Annotated in this window: 16 protein-coding genes; 10 read left to right on the top strand and 6 right to left on the bottom strand. The window is 64.7% G+C overall.

The features are described 5' to 3' along the window. Nucleotides 1–25: 25 nt before the first annotated feature. From Mame_RS20845 to Mame_RS20825, 5 genes are all read right to left on the bottom strand, one after another. Complete coding sequence (locus Mame_RS20845; RefSeq protein WP_018064483.1) at nucleotides 26–880, bottom strand: ABC transporter permease; 855 nt, start codon at nucleotides 878–880, stop codon at nucleotides 26–28. Beyond that, nucleotides 877–1809 carry an ABC transporter permease gene (locus Mame_RS20840; protein ID WP_018064484.1) on the bottom strand — a complete coding sequence of 311 codons (933 nt, stop codon included), beginning with the start codon at nucleotides 1807–1809 and terminating at the stop codon, nucleotides 877–879. The genes Mame_RS20845 and Mame_RS20840 overlap by 4 nt, the downstream gene beginning before the upstream one ends. Then, nucleotides 1806–3461 (bottom strand): dipeptide ABC transporter ATP-binding protein, encoded by a 1656-nt coding sequence (locus Mame_RS20835; RefSeq protein ID WP_018064485.1) that lies wholly within the window; start codon nucleotides 3459–3461, stop codon nucleotides 1806–1808. Before Mame_RS20835 ends, Mame_RS20840 begins: the two co-directional genes overlap by 4 nt. A gap of 9 nt (nucleotides 3462–3470) precedes the next feature. Further along, entirely contained in the window at nucleotides 3471–5063 is a 1593-nt protein-coding gene (locus tag Mame_RS20830; protein ID WP_210162243.1) for an ABC transporter substrate-binding protein, read from the bottom strand. Nucleotides 5064–5142: 79 nt separating this feature from the next. After that, nucleotides 5143–6024 carry a carbon-nitrogen hydrolase family protein gene (locus Mame_RS20825; RefSeq protein ID WP_018064487.1) on the bottom strand — a complete coding sequence of 294 codons (882 nt, stop codon included), beginning with the start codon at nucleotides 6022–6024 and terminating at the stop codon, nucleotides 5143–5145. Between the two features lie 160 nt (nucleotides 6025–6184). Between Mame_RS20825 and Mame_RS20820 the strand changes: the two genes are divergently transcribed. Beyond that, nucleotides 6185–7129: a LysR substrate-binding domain-containing protein gene (locus Mame_RS20820; protein WP_018064488.1), complete on the top strand. Its 945-nt coding sequence runs from the start codon at nucleotides 6185–6187 to the stop codon at nucleotides 7127–7129. Here the strand turns inward: Mame_RS20820 and Mame_RS20815 are convergent. Next, a complete protein-coding gene (locus Mame_RS20815) occupies nucleotides 7081–8070 on the bottom strand; it encodes an AraC family transcriptional regulator (RefSeq protein WP_018064489.1) in 990 nt (329 codons plus the stop codon). The genes Mame_RS20820 and Mame_RS20815 overlap by 49 nt on opposite strands. A gap of 148 nt (nucleotides 8071–8218) precedes the next feature. Here Mame_RS20815 and Mame_RS20810 point away from each other — a divergent pair, with 148 nt between their 5' ends. The 9 genes from Mame_RS20810 to Mame_RS20770 all read left to right on the top strand — a co-directional run bounded on the left by Mame_RS20810 (nucleotide 8219) and on the right by Mame_RS20770 (nucleotide 18026). Then, a complete protein-coding gene (locus Mame_RS20810; RefSeq protein ID WP_018064490.1) occupies nucleotides 8219–8722 on the top strand; it encodes a flavin reductase family protein in 504 nt (167 codons plus the stop codon). A gap of 36 nt (nucleotides 8723–8758) precedes the next feature. Continuing rightward, a complete protein-coding gene (locus Mame_RS20805; RefSeq protein WP_026173423.1) occupies nucleotides 8759–9538 on the top strand; it encodes an SDR family oxidoreductase in 780 nt (259 codons plus the stop codon). Nucleotides 9539–9576: 38 nt separating this feature from the next. Continuing rightward, nucleotides 9577–10809 carry a styrene monooxygenase/indole monooxygenase family protein gene (locus Mame_RS20800; RefSeq protein WP_018064492.1) on the top strand — a complete coding sequence of 411 codons (1233 nt, stop codon included), beginning with the start codon at nucleotides 9577–9579 and terminating at the stop codon, nucleotides 10807–10809. A 414-nt stretch (nucleotides 10810–11223) separates the two neighbouring features. Further along, nucleotides 11224–12159 (top strand): AraC family transcriptional regulator, encoded by a 936-nt coding sequence (locus Mame_RS20795; protein ID WP_155122160.1) that lies wholly within the window; start codon nucleotides 11224–11226, stop codon nucleotides 12157–12159. 145 nt (nucleotides 12160–12304) lie between these two features. Then, complete coding sequence (locus tag Mame_RS20790) at nucleotides 12305–13084, top strand: tryptophan synthase subunit alpha (protein WP_018064494.1); 780 nt, start codon at nucleotides 12305–12307, stop codon at nucleotides 13082–13084. Continuing rightward, entirely contained in the window at nucleotides 13077–14552 is a 1476-nt protein-coding gene (locus tag Mame_RS20785) for a xylulokinase (RefSeq protein WP_018064495.1), read from the top strand. The genes Mame_RS20790 and Mame_RS20785 overlap by 8 nt, the downstream gene beginning before the upstream one ends. A gap of 43 nt (nucleotides 14553–14595) precedes the next feature. Next, complete coding sequence (locus Mame_RS20780; protein ID WP_018064496.1) at nucleotides 14596–15513, top strand: sugar ABC transporter substrate-binding protein; 918 nt, start codon at nucleotides 14596–14598, stop codon at nucleotides 15511–15513. Nucleotides 15514–15582: 69 nt separating this feature from the next. Then, nucleotides 15583–17097 (top strand): sugar ABC transporter ATP-binding protein, encoded by a 1515-nt coding sequence (locus Mame_RS20775; RefSeq protein WP_018064497.1) that lies wholly within the window; start codon nucleotides 15583–15585, stop codon nucleotides 17095–17097. After that, nucleotides 17094–18026 (top strand): ABC transporter permease, encoded by a 933-nt coding sequence (locus Mame_RS20770; RefSeq protein ID WP_018064498.1) that lies wholly within the window; start codon nucleotides 17094–17096, stop codon nucleotides 18024–18026. Before Mame_RS20775 ends, Mame_RS20770 begins: the two co-directional genes overlap by 4 nt. Nucleotide 18027 lies beyond the last annotated feature (1 nt).

The raw sequence follows: 18027 nt of genomic DNA, 5'->3' as shown, positions 1-18027 counted from the left end.
TCGTTTGTCGGAAGGGTAGGGCGGTTCAGGTTCCCCGACGGCCGGCATTGCGCAGCGTCGGATCAAGCTGGTCGCGCAGCCAGTCGCCGACGATCGAAACCGACAGCGCCAGGAAGAAGATGATGGCGCCGGGGAACATGGTTAGCCACCACGACGTCAGGAGCCGGTCGCGCCCGTCGCTCATGATCTGGCCGAGGCTGGTCATCGGCGGCTGGACGCCGAGGCCGAGGAAGCTGAGCGCCGTTTCCAGCAGCACCGTCAGCGGCAGGTTGATGGTGAACTGCACCAGAATGACGTTGAAGATATTGGGCAGGATATAGCGCAGATAAATCCGCGCGGGCGACGCCCCGAGGACCCTTTCGGCCGTGACATAGCCGCGTTCGCGCACCGAAAGCGTGGAGGCGCGCACCAGACGGGCATAATTCTCCCAACCGCTGAAGCCGACCATGATCACGATCAGCAACAGGCTGCTCTTGAACAGCGCCAGCACGAAGAGCGCGATGATGATGATCGGCACGGAGGCCTGGACATCGACCGCCATCATGATCAGCGTATCCGCCTTGCCGCGCCGCCCGCCGGCGATCAGGCCCAGAAGCGAGCCGAACACCGCGCCGATCAGCGTGCCGAAAATGGCGACCAGCAGCGTTACCTTCGCGCCCATGGCAAGGCGGGCCAGCAGATCGCGCCCGCGCCCGTCGGTGCCCAGCACGTGGTCCCACGTGCCGCCGAGAAAGACCGGCGGCTCGAACCGGTCGAGCAGCGAGGTCTGGCGGAAATCATAGGGCGTCAGGAAGCCGCCGAACAGGGCGAACAGCACGAACAGGATGACGAAGCCGATGGAGATGCGCACCGCAAGCGGCATATCGCGGAAGGTCCTCATGACGCAGCCCTCCGGATTCGGGGATCGAGAAACGAATAGAGGATATCGACCGCGAGGTTGGCGAAGGTCATCGAGAAGGTAACGGCCAGCACCAGGAACTGCACCACCGCGATATCGCGGGTGGCGACCGAGCGCACCAGCAATTGCCCGACGCCCGGCCATGCGAAGACCTGCTCCGTTACCACCGCGCCGGCGACCAGACTGCCGAGGCTGAGGCCAAGCATGGTGACGATCGGAATGGCCGCATTGGGCGCGGCATGCCGCCACAGCCGCCTTGATGCCGGCACGCCGCGCGCCTCAAGCGCCATCATGAAGGGCTGGTTGATCGTCTCCAGCAGCGAGGAGCGCGTGAACCGGGCGAAGGCGCCCATCGAGGCAAGCCCCAACGTTGCCGCCGGCGGCAGCAGCAGAAGCAGCGAAATCTGGCCGTTCGCCGCCGCGCCGAAGAAGACGCCGAAGACCAGCGCGCCCGTCAGGATCACCACGAGGCCGAAGAAGAAGTTCGGCATGGCGAAGGCAAAGACGGAAAAGCCCATCACCAGCCGGTCGATGAAACTGTTGCGGTTGAGGGCTGCGACCGCGCCGATGGAAATGCCGAAGATCACCGCGATGGCAAGCGCCGTTCCGCCCAGCATCAGGGTCGCCGGTAGCCGTTCGAGAAACAGCGTCAGCGAGGATTTGCCAGTGTGGATCGAATAGCCGAAATCGCCCTGAAACAGGCCGAGAACGTAATTGGCGTATTGAACCGGCAGCGGCTTGTCGAGCCCCAGCTTGACGCGATAGGCCTCCACCACTTCGGGCGGCGCATCCGGCGGGGCGAGCGCCTGCGCCGGGTCTCCCGACAGGCGAATGAAGAAGAACACGATCGTCACCGCGATCAGCAGCGTCGCCAGTGAGCGCAGAATGCGAAACAGGATGACCCGGGTCATGAAGGATCGCCTCCCGTGGCAGTGACGCGTGCGGCGTGCGAAAGCGACGATGTCGCGCGACCGGCGCGGTCGGGAACCGCCTCAAGCAGCGTGCGCGTATAATCATGGGCCGGCATCACCAGCACCGTCGAGGCCGGTCCCTGTTCCACCGCTTCGCCGTGATACATCACCGTCACGGCGTCGCAGATCGAGGCGGCGACGCGCAGGTCGTGGGTCACGAACAGCATGGCGAAGCCGAGCTTCTTTTGCAGCGAGGCGAACAGCGCCAGGATTTGCGCCTGGATCGAGACGTCGAGCGCCGAGATCGCCTCGTCGGCCACAAGAATTTCCGGCTCCACCACCAGCGCGCGGGCAATGCAGAGCCGCTGGCGCTGACCACCGGAAAATTCATGCGGAAAACGGTCGAAGGCCTGTTCCGGCAGACCGACCAGCGCAAGCATCGCGCGGGCGCGTTCGGCTGCCTGCTTCCGGGTCGCGCCATGGATCAGCGCGCCCTCGGCAACGCTCCACCCGGCCTTCTGGCGCGGGTTGAGCGCGCTGAAAGGGTCCTGCTGCACAAGCTGGATGCGTTTGCGCATGGCCCGCGTCATGCCGGTTGCAGTGATATCGGTGCCATCGAGAAGCACCGTCCCGCCGGAGAGCGGCTCGAGCTGAAGGATGCCGCGCACCAGCGACGATTTGCCCGATCCGCTCTGACCGACAAGGCCATGGGTCTCGCCGCGTTTCAGGACAAGCGATACGCCGCGCACGGCCTCGATGGCGCGGTTGCCGAAAACACCGTCGCGCTGATGATAGGTGATGGCGATATCGCGCGCTTCCAGCACCACCGGCTTGTCCGGCCCTGCGGCTTTGGCGCCCGGTTTGGGCAGGCTTTCCAGCAGTCGGATCGTGTAGGGATGGCCGGGCTTTTCGAAGATGGCATCGCGCATGCCGGTTTCCACGATCTCGCCCTCGCGCATCACCATAACCCGGTCGGCGATATCGGCGACGACCGAAAGGTCGTGGGTGATGAACAGCAGGCCGGCCTGGAATTCGTGCTGGAGCTCGCGGATCAGCGTCAGGATTTCCGCCTGCGTGGTCACGTCGAGCGCGGTCGTCGGCTCGTCGGCGATCAAGAGCGCCGGCTTCAGCGCCAGGGCCATGGCGATCGCGATCCGCTGGGCCTGACCGCCGGAAAGCTGGTGCGGATAGGATTTGTGGATGCGCTCGGGATCGGCAAGCCGCACGGCCGTGATCATCTCCAGGGCGCGATTGCGGCGCGCCCGGGCCGGGCGCAAGCCATGGACCTGCAGCAGTTCCTCGATCTGCTTTCCGACCGTCATCACCGGATCGAGCGTGGCCGCCGGCTCCTGAAAGATCAGGCCGATCCGGTCTCCCCTGATGCGGCGCATCGCCGCCCGGTCGCCGACGGGAAGCGGCGCGCCCTCGAACACGATCTTGCCTTCGGTCTTCTTCAGCCCGCGCGGCAGCATGTCGAGCAGGGCTTGCGCGGTGATCGATTTGCCCGAGCCGCTTTCGCCGACGAGACAGACGCATTCGCCCCGCCGGATCGAAAGGTCGAGGGCACGGACCGCATGGTCGCGGTCCGCTCCCTCCGGCAGCGCTATGGTCAGGCCGCGGATTTCGAGCAGGTCGGTCTGACTGTCAGCCACCGGCGTTTCCTAGGGTTCGATCGTCAGGAAGTCGCTGGTGAAGATCGTCAGCTGCGAGCTGCCCGGGTCCCACTCATACTTGTCGCTCATGGCGAAGGTCTGGACGTTGCGCCACAGATACATGCCCGGCGTGACGTCTTCCCAGTCCTTCACCAGATCGAGATAGGCGGCATTCTTGTCCTCGAAGGTTTGCGCCCGCTCGAACCGCTCGCCATCCTCCAGGAAAGCCTCGGTCGGGGTCCAGGTGCGGTGGGCGGCGGTGACGCGGCTTGACGACGGGCCCCAGTCCAGCCACAGCGGACGGTAGGGGTCGCCGGTGAACTCGGATGACATCGACATGTTGAGCATGTGGAACGGGCGCTGATAGGCGAGCGAGAAGTTATCGACGATGTTGAGCTCGACATTGATGCCCAGGTCGCGCCACATCTCGACCATGTATTCGGCCGCCGCCTCGTAGTTCGGGTAGAAACCGCGGACAATATTCCAGGTCAGCGTCTGGCCTTCGTAATCGCTTTCTTCCAGGAACTCGGCCGCCCGTTCCGGATCATAGCCATAGGTCGCCTTGCGGTCGGGGTCGAAATAGGGGCCGTATTCCGGGAAGTTGAACGGCGTCGGCGTGAACGTCATGCCGTTCCACAGCGCCTCGGTAATGGCGTCGCGGTCGATCGCCATCACCATCGCCTTGCGCAGATTGGCGTCCACCAGCGGATTGTCGTCCATGCCTTCGATGGTGAGCGTGTTGAAGGCGAACATCGGATAATTGCCGATCTGATCGACGATCAGATGAATGCCGTCGGTGGCTTCAACCGCGTCCATCTGGTCGATCGGAACGCTCATGATCAGGTCGTAGTCGCCCGAGACGAGGCCGGCATAGCGGGTCGAGAATTCCGGGACGATCTTCCAGGTCACGCTTTTGAGCGGCGGCGCGCCGTCCCAGTAATCGTCATAGGCGACGGCCACGGCATGGTCGGAGGGGTCGAAATCCGTGATCATGTAAGGGCCGGTTCCGATCGGCTTCTGGCCGAAGGCCTCGGTGCCGACGCTTTCATAATAGTCCTTCGGCAGAACGTAGCCGATCGGCGTCGTCAGACGGTTGATGAAGGTCGGGTCGGGAAAGGCGGTCTCCAGGTCAACCGTATAGTCATCGACGACGGTGACGCCGACGAGGCCGCGGGCGTAATTCTTGCCGCGCGGCGCCAGCGGTTCCTCGCCCCACAGGCGCTCCTCGGACAGCGAGAAGGCGACGTCCTCGGCGGTCATCGGATCGCCGTTCTGGAAGGTCACCCCTTCGCGCAGGTGCAGCCGCCAGGTGGTTGGCGTCACCTGTTCCCAGCTCGTGGCGAGACCGGGAATGATGGTGTTGCCTTCAGGGTCCTCGAAATAGTTCCGCTTCACCAGCGTGTCGAAGACATTGCCGTAGACCCGGCCGCCGGTGGTCGAAAGGCCGATCACCGGGTCGAGCGTCGACCACAGATTGTCGACGGCAAAGGCGAAATCCGGTCGCGTGTCCTCCTGCGCGAAGGCCGGGGCCGTGGCCAGCGGCGATACGCCCGCGCCGAGCGCAAGCATGGCGGTCGTCAGTAGCGTTCTGCGTTTCAACATGATGTGCGATCCCTCTGAAATTCGTTTCTTGTGGCGCGCCGTTTGCCCGCCATTTTGCTGACGATGCTGTCGCGATGCTTCAGGCGGTCTGCCGCCCCCGGCGCATCGCCGCCGGTTCAAACCTGTAGTCGCGCTCATTTGCGAGCGACGGGATGGAGCGGCGGGTCGCTTCCACCTTCGAAAGGTCGAGATCGGCGACCGCAAGCCCGATGCGCTTGTCCATGTCTGCCACGATCGTGCCCCATGGGTCGACGATCATCGACTGGCCCCAGGTTTCCCGCCCGTCATCGTGATGGCCGCACTGGGCCGCCGCCACGACATAGCAGCCGTTCTCAATGGCGCGGGCGCGCAGCAGCGTCGGCCAGTGCGCCTCGCCCGTCGATATCGCGAAGGCGGACGGGATGAACAGGATCGTCGCGCCGGCATGGGCGTAATCGCGGTAGAGATGCGGGAAGCGCACATCGTAGCAGACCGACATGCCGAACGGCCCCCACGGCGTTTCGGCGAGCACAGCCTCGCCGCCCGGGGCATAGCGGTCGGACTCGCGGCGCGAGACCTCGCCCGGCAGATCGACGTCGAAAAGGTGGATCTTGTCGTAGCGTGAGACGATCGCGCCGCTGCCGTCGATCAGGTGGCTGGTGTTGGAGAACCGGCCGCCATCGGCGCCGGCAAGCGGCGTCGAGCCGGTGTGGATCCACAGCCCGTATTTCGCCGCAAGCTCGCGGCAGGCGGCAATGAACGGATCGCGCGCCTCGTCGGTGACGGAAAGGCGGGCGGAAGCGACATCTTTATTGACCATGCCGGACGCCTCCGGAAGTGCCAGAAGTTCCGCGCCCGCCGCATGGGCCTCGGCGGCAAGTCCGGTGACGATCTCGATATTGCGCGCATGGGTGTTCGACGAGCACATCTGCGCCATCGCCAACCGGAGTGTCGCGCGGTCGCCCATTGTCGCTTTGGTCATCCTCGGTGCCTCCGGCCGGTTTGCCATGCCTTCAAAAACGGCAGAGCTGAAAAACATATCAACGACAGGCTACGGTGAGAAATTCGACAAAAAAAGTACAAAATTTCCCCTTCTCGTCTATAAATCTAACATATTTTTGCATGAGCCGGGAGAGACCGACATGGCCCAGGATCGCTTGCCGCCGCTGAGGGCGCTGAAGACGCTGGAAGCCTTCCACCAGAGCGGATCGGTGACGGCGACAGCGCGGGCGCTGAATGTCTCCCACTCCGCCGTCAGCCACCAGTTGAAGCAGATCGAGGACTGGGCCGGCATTCGCCTGATGCGCCGCGACGGACGGCAGACGGCGCTGACGGAGGCGGGCGACAGCCTCGCGCTGGTCATCAACGAGAGCTTCGGCGCGATCCGCCACGAGATCGACCGGCTGACCATGCGCGAGAAACTGCCGGTTTCGATCGCCGCGCTGCGCTTCGTCATTCCCAACTGGCTGTTGCCTGAAATCGAAGCCTTCATGGCGGAGCATCCGGATGTTTCCGTCTACGTTCAGGAGCATATTTCAGACCAGCCGGTGAGCCCGGAGCCCGATCTCATGATCGGCTTTTCGCTGGACGGGCATATTCCCGAGGGCGCTGAGCCGATCATAGCCGGAGCGGCGATCCCGGTCTGCGCGCCGTCCTACCAGGCCCGCCATAACATCAGACGCGAAGCCGATATCGCCCGCGCCACGTTGCTGCATGACGAGGATATGCGGATGTGGCGCACATGGCTGTCGGCCGCCGGCATTGAGGCGACGACGGACGGCGAGGGGCGGCGGCTGTTCTTCTCCGGCTCGGCGCTGATCTGCGATGCGGCGCTGAGCGGGCTCGGCGTTGCGCTTTGCCGGGAGGCGCTGATCGAGCCCTATCTCGCGCGCGGTGAGCTGGTGCGCCTCTCCGATATCCGCATCGACCACGCTTCCGTCTATTATCTGGCGCTGTCCCAGCACGGCATGGACCGCCGCGCCGCCAGAGCGCTTGCCGACTGGCTGCTGGAACGCTCAGGCCTTAGCCGCGGCCGCGTTCAGGCCGACCGCACCCGCCGGAGCGTTTCGGAGGGGCTTTCGCCATAGGTCGTGCGATAGACGGAGGCGGCGCGGCCGAGATGACCGAAACCCGAAGCCAGAACGGCGTCGGCGACGGAAAGCCCGGGGCCGGGCTTGAGCAGAAGCTCGCGCAATTTCTGCAGCCGGGCCTTCTGCACGCCGTCGGACAGGGTGTGGCCACGGGCCTTGCGATAGGCATCCTGCAGGGTGCGCAGCGGCAGGCCGGCGGCGGCGGCGATATCCGCCATCGCGATCGTATCGGCCGCATGCGTCTGGATGAAGTCGTCGGCCTTCTGCACCGATAGCGGCCCCGCCGCGGCCGCCGGCGCATGCAGCATCGCGGAGCGGTTGTTCTCCAGCCCCGTCAGGAGCAGCGAGAGTAGCCCGTCGCGCAGCATGACGCGGTAGGAATCCGGCAGCGCCGCGCCGCCCTCGGCCGCCTCGAACAACAGTCGGGCATGGGACAGGACGCTGGCACCCACCGGCGTCGTCAAATCGACGCCGGGCTCGAATTCGAGCGGCGCCGCCGCGCGATGGGTCAGCGTCTCGAAGAAATCCTCGACGACGCGGCGGCGCATCAGCACGATCAGCTTTTCGCAATTCTGGCGCCAGACCATGCGCGAGGCGAGCGTCGGCGACAGCAGCGATGCGCGCCGGCCGGCCTCGGCCTCCGTCACCCGCGTGCCGCAACGCACATGGGCAGCGCCGTGGACCGGAAGCTGCAGCAGAAAGAAATCGGAAAGCTCGCCCGGATCGATTTCAACCTCCGCGCCATAGGCGACGAAGTTCACCGAATAGCCAGACTGTTCGACGGCGTTGTGGATCGCGTGAAACCCGTCGGCGCGCCGGTCGCGCACGCTCAGGAAATGGGGACAGAAGATGCGGCCGATCGCGTCGCGCGCCTCGTCGACGCTTCTGGTGTCGACAAGTCCGTGATGCTTCAAAGGTGTGGCATGCGCAGCGATCATCGGGGGCTTCCCAATCGAAAACAAGGCACGTCTGCCGAAAACGGACAAGGCGTTGCGCAATCCGGATTGCGGTTCGTCAAGTTCGGCGGATGATTAATTTAAACATAAAATGAATGGGAAATCCATTCGTAATCGCGGGAACGAAAATATGGGAAGCGGACTCTTCCGTGCCGGCATGCGTCGACTTGCCGGCGGCGTGACCATCATCACATCGCTGGATGCCGAAGGGCGGCGCTGCGGGATCACCGCGACGGCGGTCTGTTCGCTGTCGACCGATCCGCCTTCGCTTGTCGCCTGCGTCAATCGCGAGACCTCGATTGCCGCGGTGGTCGAACAGCGCGGCGTCTTCGCCGTCAACGTGCTGGCGACAGCCCAGCGTGCGGTTGCCGAAACCTTTGCGGGCCGCACCGGCCATCAGCGCGAGGACCGGTTTTCGGTCGGCGACTGGGGCATCGCGGAAACCGGCGCGCCGGTGCTGGCCGATGCCGCCGTGAGCTTCGATTGCCGGCTGGCGGAGAGCGTTACCTTCGGCACCCACATGATCCTGATCGGCAGGGTCGAGGCGACCCGCTGCGCCGACGGCGAGGCCCCGCCATTGCTCTATGGCGACGGCGCCTTCCTGACGACCTGCCTGGCGTCATCGCCGGTCTGAAATTTCATCCGTCACAACAATCAAGGGGAAGCCATCATGAAAGGTATGAACGGAAAGACCGCCATCATATCCGGCGGCGCGACGCTGATCGGGCAGGGCATCGCAACGGTGCTCGCGGGCTACGGCATCAACGTCGTGATCGCCGATATCAATGCCGAGGCCGGCGAAAAGGCGGCGGCGGCCACCGGTGCGCGCTTCATCGCCACCGACATCACCAAGGACGATGAGATCGCCGCGCTGGTGGCAAAAACGGTCGAGACGACCGGCCGGCTCGACTATCTCGTCAACGTCGCCTGCACCTATCTGGACGAGGGCGCGGAGACCAAGCGCGCCGACTGGCTCGCAGCCCTGGACGTCAACATTGTCGGCTCCGTCATGCTGATGCAGGCCGCGCGCGAGCATCTCGCGAAAAACAAGGGCGCGATCGTCAATTTCGGCTCGATCTCGGCCCGCGTCGCCCAGACCGGGCGCTGGGTCTATCCGGTCTCCAAGGCCGCGATCCTGCAACTGACGCGCAACCAGGCGATGGATCTCGCGCCCGACGGCATTCGCGTCAACGCGGTCTCGCCCGGCTGGACATGGTCGAACATCATGCAGGAACTGACCCACGACACCCGCGCCAAGGCCGACAGCGTCGCCAGGCCCTTCCACCTGCTCGGCCGCACCGGCAGCCCGGATGAGGTCGGCGAGGCGGTCGCCTTCCTGCTCTCCGACAGCGCGAGCTTCATCACCGGCACGGATATCCGCGTCGACGGCGGCTATACGGCGATGGGACCGGAACAGGCCGAACCGGCGATCCCGCTGCTGATGGACTGACACCGCAACAACAAACAATCCACGAAAAGGGGAATGACATGACGAAACATTTCACCATTGTCGGCGGCGGCCAGTCCGGCCTCCAGCTCGGCATCGGCCTTCTGAAGGCTGGCCACGCAGTGCGCATCGTGCAGAACCGCACCGGCGAGGAGATCGAAAAGGGCAAGGTCCTTTCCAGCCAGTGCATGTTTGATGCAGCACTCCAGAACGAGCGCGATCTCGGCATCAATTTCTGGGAGGCCGAATGCCCGACAGTCGATTCCATAAACTTCACCGTGCCCGCGCCGGATGCGCCGGGCGTGAAGGCGATCGACTGGAACGGCAAGCTCGACAGCTATGCCCAGAGCGTCGACCAACGGCTTAAAATCCCGCGCTGGATGAAGGAATTCACCCGCCTCGGCGGCGACATGGTCATTCATGACGCAAGTCTCGATGATCTCGAAACCTATGCGAAGGAAAGCGATCTCGTGATCGTCGCCGCCGGCAAGGGCGACATCGCCAGGATGTTCGAGCGCGATGCCGAGCGATCGCCGTATGACAGGCCGCAGCGCGCGCTGGCGCTGACCTATGTGACCGGCATGGCCCCGCGCCCCGATCATTCGGCGGTCAGCTTCAACCTCATCCCCACGGTCGGCGAATATTTCACCTTCCCGGCGCTGACGACCACGGGCCCGTGCGACATCATGGTGTTCGAGGGCATTCCCGGCGGGCCGATGGATTGCTGGAAGGGCGTGGTGTCGCCGGAGGATCATCTGGCGAAGTCGAAATGGATTCTCGACACCTTCCTGCCATGGGAAGCCGAGCGCAACACGGATATGGCGCTCACCGACGACAACGGCATTCTCGCCGGCGCGTTTCCGCCCACGGTGCGCAAGCCGGTCGGGCGTCTGCCGTCCGGAGCGATCGTGCTTGGTATGGCCGATGCCGTCTGCCTCAACGATCCGATCACGGGGCAGGGGTCGAACAATGCCTCCAAGGCGGCGAAATGCTATCTCGACGCGATCCTCGCCCATGGCGACAAGGCCTTCGACGAGGCCTTCATGGTCGCCACCTTCGAGGCTTATTGGGCCTACGCGCAGTTCGTGGTCGGCTGGACCAACGCGCTTCTCGCCCCGCCGCCGCCCCATGTGCTCAACATCATGGGCTCGGCCCAGGCCTATCCTGAACTGGCAAAACGCATCGCCAACGGCTTCAACGATCCGCGCGACTTCTTCCCGTGGTTCGCGGTTCCCGAAGAGGCGGACACCTATCTGACAAGGCTCGCGGCATAAGAGGCGAGGAAGGGGATGAACTTCTCCGTCCCTCGAACAGCAGAAAGCCTGCCCTCTTTACGGACGTCATCCTCGGCCTTGTGCCGAGGATCTAACCACGGTTCAGCGCCAGTGGCGTAGGCGGTCTGGAAGGGCTTTGTTTTGGTCTCGTCCGAGACGCCTGTCGTGTTGATGTGTGCTTAGATGCTCGGGACAGGCCCGAGCATGACGCCGAAAAAACGGGATAGGCTTCCTCAATAGGTTTAGAGCGTGGCGGCCTCACGCCCCTCATGGCCATTTTCCGGCATCACGCTGCCCCAGCCGCGACCATCGCCCCACGGTGGACTTGATGCCACGAATTGTTTCAATATCCTCGTTCGCCGCGGCAGGGGGCCGCATGTCCTGGAGGGGGCGGTTTTGGACTTCGAGAACACCGTGAGCTATCGAGCGAGCGACCCGCTCGAAGCCGAACACTACATGACCCGGTCGTTCTGCGATCATCGCCTCGAGGTCTATGCCGGCCGCGAGGTCGGCTTCCGCCACCATGCCGTGAAGACGGCCTGCGGGGCCTTCAACCGCCTCGAATATGGCGCCGAGATCGAGGTCAGCGCCCATGGCTTCGAGGAATTCTACATGCTGGAAATGCCGCTGAGCGGCGGGGTGCGTATCGACTTCGGCAAGGAGGAGATCAATTCCGCCCCCGGTCAGGCGCTGCTCTTGTCGCCCGGGCCGCGGTTCCGTTCGCGCTGGCAGGCGGCTACCCGGCAATGGATGCTTCAGATCGACCGCTGTCGGCTGGAACAGCGGATCGCACGGCTCACCCATCGCGCCAAGGCCGAGGCGCCGGTGTTCGACCCGCTGATCGATCTGCAAACCGCGCATGGACGGCGTCTCCTGGAGGCGTTTCGGGTGCTGGCGGCCGATCTTTCCGAGGGCGGCGACGCGGACGATCCGCACCGCGAGGCGATCACCGATCGCATCATCGATCTGATTTTGGGCAATATTCCCTATCTGAACGGACAGTCCGTCGTGCCCGACCGCCTGAGCGCCACGCCGCGCCATGTGAAACGGGTGATGGACCTGTTTCACGCACGCTTCGGCGAACGGCTGTCGATGTCGGCGGTGGCCTGGGAGATCGGCGTTTCGGAGCGGGCGCTGTATGGAGGCTTTCAGCGCCACTACCAGAAGACTCCCTATGAAATGCTGACCCGGATTCGCATGGAGGAAGCCCGGCGGCTGATCGTCCAGGAGGGGCTGTCGGCCAGCGATGCCGCCCGCCGCGTCGGCATGCGCCATCTCGGCCGCTTCTCCTCCGCCTATCGCGTCCTGTTCGACGCCCTACCGTCCGAGGACAGCAAGAGCCGGCACTGAAGGCCGCGCGTCTTATCCACATCCTGCATAAATCACCTTCTGATGCGGCTGAAACCCTGCGCGCGGGATGACAATCGCATGACATTGCCGCATCTTCCCCCGCAATGACGCGAGAACGGAAAATGCGCAGGAAGGCAGATTGGCGATGAATGCCGGAACAGAGATCGAGGAAACGAGGACGCGCGGTCGCGCCTTGCCGGAAAGGCCGCTTTTGAGCTGCTACTTCCCGCTGGGGGATCGGCAGGTCTCCCCGGACCTTCTGGACATCTATGCCGGCGAGGGCGTTGACGTGATCGAGATCGGCATGGCCTCGCCCGATCCGTTCCTCGACGGCCCGGATGTGCGCCAGTCAATGCTGCGCGCCGATCGCGGCCGCTGGCGGACGGACCTCGATGCCGTGCTGGAGCGGCTGGCGAAATTCCAAAACCCGCCGCGCGCGCTGCTGATGACCTATGCCGATCCGGCGCATCCCGGACTTCATGAGAAAGACCTCTGGCGCGGCCTCGACAGCCTTCTGGTGGTCGCGGAGCAGGGCGATCCGCTTGCGGTAAGGCTGGAGCGCGCCGCCGCCGAAAATAACGTAGCGCTCTCGCCGTTTGTCTCGCTGCCTTTGAACGATATGGCCATGGAACGCGCGCAAAACGCCGGCTTCTACATCATGTTGCAGGCCCATGCGGGCGCGACTGGCCCGCGCGAAACGCTCGATACCGGCAATGCGGACCGCATCGCGCAATTGCGCGCGGCGGGCGCGCGTCGTCCGATCCTTCTCGGTTTCGGCATTTCCGGCGGCCGGCAGGCGCGCCAGGCGATGGAGCTCGGCGCGGATGGCGTCATCGTCGGCTCGCAGGTGCTGCGCGCGGCGCTAACCGGTGGCGATGCGCTCAGAGTGCTGCTGCGTGATCTGAGGAGCGGCCTCGATGCGTGACGATGCCTATGTGATCGGCTTCGATATCGGCTCGACCGCCGTCAAGGCCGGGCTGTTCACGCTCGGCGGCGCGGTTGTCGATCACTGGAGCCGGAACTATCCGACGGAACGGCCCGGCCCGGGCATCGTGGAGCAGGACCCGCAGCATTGGCTCGATGGCGTGCGTGATGCGATTGACGGGCTTCTCGTCGGCCGCGATCCCGATCGCGTGGTCGCCGTCGGGCTTTGCAGCCAGGTCAATACCGATGTGTTCGTGGATGCGGCGGGCAACCCGCTGGCGCCTGCCATCGTCTGGCAGGACGTGCGCGCCGCGCGCGAGGCCGAGGCGCTGGACCGGACGATTTCGGCAGAGGACAAGAAGGCCTGGTGGGGCGCGGAAATGCCGATCGGCGCCAGCCACGCACTTGCCAAGATGATGTGGTTTCAAAAACATCATCCCGATCTCTGGGAGAAGACCCGCTACGTGCTGTCGCCCAAGGATTACTGCCTGCTGCGGCTGACCGGGACGGCGGTTGCCGATCCGATCGCGTCCTTCGGCCATGTCGGCCTCGATCTCACCTATATCGATCCGCTGATCGGCCGCGTCGAGGGCGCCGCCGAACGCCTACCACCGCTCGGCTTCTTCACCGATATCGCCGGCGAGATGCAGCTCGGCAGCCAAGCCCGCCGTGTGCCGGTGATTGTCGGCACCATGGATGCCTGGGGCAATCTGTTCGGCTGCGGCGTGTTCCGCGCAGGCCAGGGCATGTATGTCAGCGGCACCAGCGAAATTCTGGCACTGGCCGGGTCAAGGCGCATCGGCGCGCCGGGCGTCGTCACCTTCGCCACGGTTGATGATCTGGTCGTCAATGCCGGCCCGACCCAGAGCGGCGCGGATTCGCTCAGATGGTGGAGCCGTACGGTCGGCATGGAACCCGGAGACGTTGCCGAACTGGCCGCAAAGGCCGATCGCGACGGCCGGCCGATCCTGTTCCTGCCGCATCTGGAAGGCGAGCGCGCGCCGTTGTGGGATGCCGATATCCGCGGCTCCTTCATCGGCCTCGACAGCCGCACCGGCGGGCCGGAATTCGCGCTCGCGGTGCTGGAGGGCGTCGCGCTCTCGGCCAGGCAGCTTTTCAATGCGCTGACCGAGGCGGCGGGTTATCGTCCCGACTGGCTGCTTTACGGCGGCGGCGGGGCGCGGTCGGATCTATGGAGCCAAATCCGCGCCGATTGCCTCGGCGTGGCCCTCCACCGCTTCTCCTATAATGACGTTGGCTGCCTTGGCGCGGGCATCATGGCCGCCGTCGGCGTCGGCGCGTTTCCGACGATCGCGGAGGCCGTTCCGGCCATGACCTCGGTGCAGACCATCTTCGAGCCCGACCCGAAGCGCGCGCGGCGCTATGATCGCATGTTCGAGGCCTATACCAAGGCAATCGACGCACTGAAACCCATCGGAATCATCGAAACGGGCGACCCGCTCCGCTAACGGGTCACGCATGAAAAATCAAACAAGGAAGAGGAACAGTAGAATGAAAATGATCAAGTCCACACTTGCAGCCTTCGCGCTGACGCTTGCCGGCTCCACCGCGGCGCTTGCGACCGACGTCACGATCCTTACGCCCTATATCAGCTCGATCCCGACCAACGAGATGGCGCAGAGCTTCAAGGCGGAAGGCGAAAAGCGCGGCTGGGATGTCACCATCATCGACACCCGCAATGATTTCGGCCAGCTCGCCTCGCGCATGGAAGACACGGTCAACGCCAAGGCCGACGCCATCGTGCTGATCTCGACCGATCCGGCCCAGGTCGGCGACCAGGTCGCCATGGCTGCCGAGGCCGGCATTCCGGTGATCTCGCTCGACGGCTCGAAGCACGACAATGTCGACGTCAATGTTACCTCCAACAATTTCGAGCTCGGCACCCAGCTCTCCGAGGCGCTGTTCAAGGCGCTGGACGGCAAGGGCAATATCGTCAAGTTCTACCATTCTGCTCATCCGGGCGTGCATCAGCGCGAACTCGGACTGGACGAGACGCTGAAGGAATATCCGGACATCAAGGTGATCGCCGATCACTTCGTCAAGGTGCCGGGCCCGGTCGATGACGGCCGCATCGCCATGGAAAACATCCTGCGGCAATATGGCGACCAGATCGACGGCGTCTGGGCCGCCTTCGACGATCCGGGCATCGGCGCGGAACTGGCGACAGAATCGGAACTGCCGGATTCCAAGCTGATCATCATGGGCATTGACGGCAATGAGCAGGCGGTCGACATGATCAAGTCCTGCACCCATTTCAAGGCCACATTCCGTCAGGACTTCCCCGGCATGGCGGCGGTCGGCGCTGAAGAGCTTGAGAATATCCTCGCCGGCGGCGCACCCGAAAGCGATGAGATCTATGTGCCGGCCGTGATGATCACGCCGGAATCGCTGGGCGTGACCTGCCCCTGACGGGCCGTTTCGAAACCGGGGCCGCCGGGGCCGGCGGCTCCGCCTTTAACCTTTCGCAGGACGATTATCATGTTGCTGAGCATCAAGGGGCTTGAAAAGCGCTTCAGCGGCGCGCGGGCGCTTGCCGGCGCAGACCTTGCGGTCGAGGCCGGCTCCGTGCACGGGTTGCTGGGCGAAAACGGCGCCGGAAAGTCGACGCTGATCAAGACGCTTTCCGGCCTGATCGTGCCCGATGCGGGCGAGATCCGTATCGACGGCAAGCCGGTCGAGATCGAGAACGTGCGCCATGCCGAGGCCCTCGGCTTTCGCTTCATCCATCAGGAATTGAGCCTGGTGCCGCATTTCACCGCGGTGGAAAATGCGTTCGTCGGCAGGCGTTACCCCAAACGCGGCTTGTTCATCGACCGCAGGCAAATGGCCGCCGAGATCGCCGAGACCGCGCGCGATATCGCGCCCGACCTGCCGCTCGACGTGCCCGCGGCGCGGCTGACGACCGGCCAGAAACAGCTTGTCGAAATCATCCGGGCGCTGATCGGCGAACCGGCGCGGCTGGTCGTGATGGACGAGCCGACGGCCTCGCTGTCCGATGGTGAGGCGCGCAGGCTCTACCGGGCTGTGGCGCGGCTTGCCGAACGCGGCGTCGCCGTGATCTTCATTTCCCATCGCCTTGATGAGGTGATGGAAATCTGCGACCGGTTCACGGTGCTCAGAAACGGCGCGACCGCCGGGGCAGGGGCCATCGGCGACATCGACCGCGCCGGTCTCGTGCGCCTGATGTCCGGGCGCGAGGAAGTGCGGTTGACCCCGGCGCCGACGATGGTGGATGCGCCGACCGTGCTGAAGGTCCGCGATCTGCCTTTCGGCGACCATGGCTCACGGGTTTCCTTCGACATCCGGGCCGGCGAAATTCTCGGCCTTTACGGGCTTGTCGGCGCGGGGCGCTCGTCGCTGATGAAGATCATCTGGGGCGCGACCTCTCATGGCGCAGGCGCTATCAGCCTTGCGGACAAACCACTTCGCCCCGGCCGGATCGACGACCGGATCAAGCGCGGCGGGGCCTATGTGCCGGAGGATCGCCGCCATGAAGGGCTGATCGTGAGCCGCACGATTGCCGAGAACCTTGCCATCGCCAATCTGGCCTCGGTGCGCGCCTCGTCCGGCCTGCCATGGACCAGCGTTGCCGCGCTGAAGCGGCGCACGCAGGAGGTGCGCGAGGCGCTGTCGGTCAAGATGGGATCGCCCTTCGCCAAGCCACTAACGCTCTCGGGCGGCAATCAGCAGAAGCTTCTCTTCGGCCGATGGTTCGGCCGTCCGATCCGCCTCCTCATCCTGGACGAGCCGACGCGCGGCGTCGATGTCGGCGCCAAGGCGGAAATTCACGCGGTCGCGCGCCGTTTCGCCGATGAGGGCGCGGCGGTGCTGATGACGACCTCGGACATGGACGAGTTGCTGGCGCTGTCCGCCCGCGTTCTCGTGATGGCCGGGGGCGAGGTGACCGCGGAACTTGCTGGCGAGGCGCTCACGCCCGAGCGCATTATCGACGCCGCCTTTCAACATCAATCACGGAAAGACCCCGCTGCATGACCGGCCTTGTCAGACGTTACGGCACGCTTGCCGCGCTTGTCGTCATCATCATCGCCTTCTCGATCGCGTCTCCAAACGCCTTCGGTTCGGCGAACAACCTGATCAACATCACCCAGCAGATGACCCTGCTCGCCATTGTCGCGATCGGCGCGACCGTGGTCATGGCGGTTGGCGAGTTCGATCTGTCCACCGCCTCGATCGTGTCCTTCGGCGGGATTTTCGTGGTGGTGCTGTTCAAGGCCGGCGTGCCGGCGCCGCTTGCCTGCATCATCGTTCTGGCGGCAGCCTCCGTCTTCGGCATGGTGTCCGGCTTCGTGGTCGCCCGCTTTGAGGTGCTTTCCTTCATCGCCACGCTGGCGGTCGGCACGATTGTCGGCGGCATCACCTTCTGGCTGAGCGAGGGCGCGACGCTTTTCGGCGACATCCCCGCCGCCTTCCGCGATATCGGCCGCGGTCGCACGCTCGGCCTGCCGACATTGACGTGGTGGCTGATCGGAATCGCGATCCTCGCCTGGCTGATCCTCGACAAGTTCGAGATCGGACGGCGGCTTTACGCGATCGGCGGCAATCGCGAGGCAGCAAGGCTTGCGGGCGTGCGGATTGTCTCCAACACCATGTTCGCCTTCGTGGTCTCCGCCGTGTTTTCCGCGCTTGTCGGCATTCTGCTCACCGCGCGCATCGGCTCGGCGGGGCCGACGGGCGGCGGCGGCTATCTGCTGTCGGCCTATGCGGCCGTGTTCCTCGGCATGACCGCGTTTCGCGAGGGCGAGGCCAATGTGCCGGGCACGCTGGTGGGGGCGGCGATCATCGCCGTCATCGGCAACGGGCTCACCATTCTCGGTGTCTCCACCTTCCTGCAGGATATCATCACCGGAACCATCATTCTCGCCGCCGTGCTCGTGCGCCGCGCCGGAAAGGAAAGAGGCTGAG

It is taken from the genome of Martelella mediterranea DSM 17316, assembly GCF_002043005.1.
Classification (GTDB): domain Bacteria; phylum Pseudomonadota; class Alphaproteobacteria; order Rhizobiales; family Rhizobiaceae; genus Martelella; species Martelella mediterranea.
The sequence above is the reverse complement of the archived record's forward strand: the minus strand, read 5'-3'. Positions and strand labels throughout refer to the sequence as shown.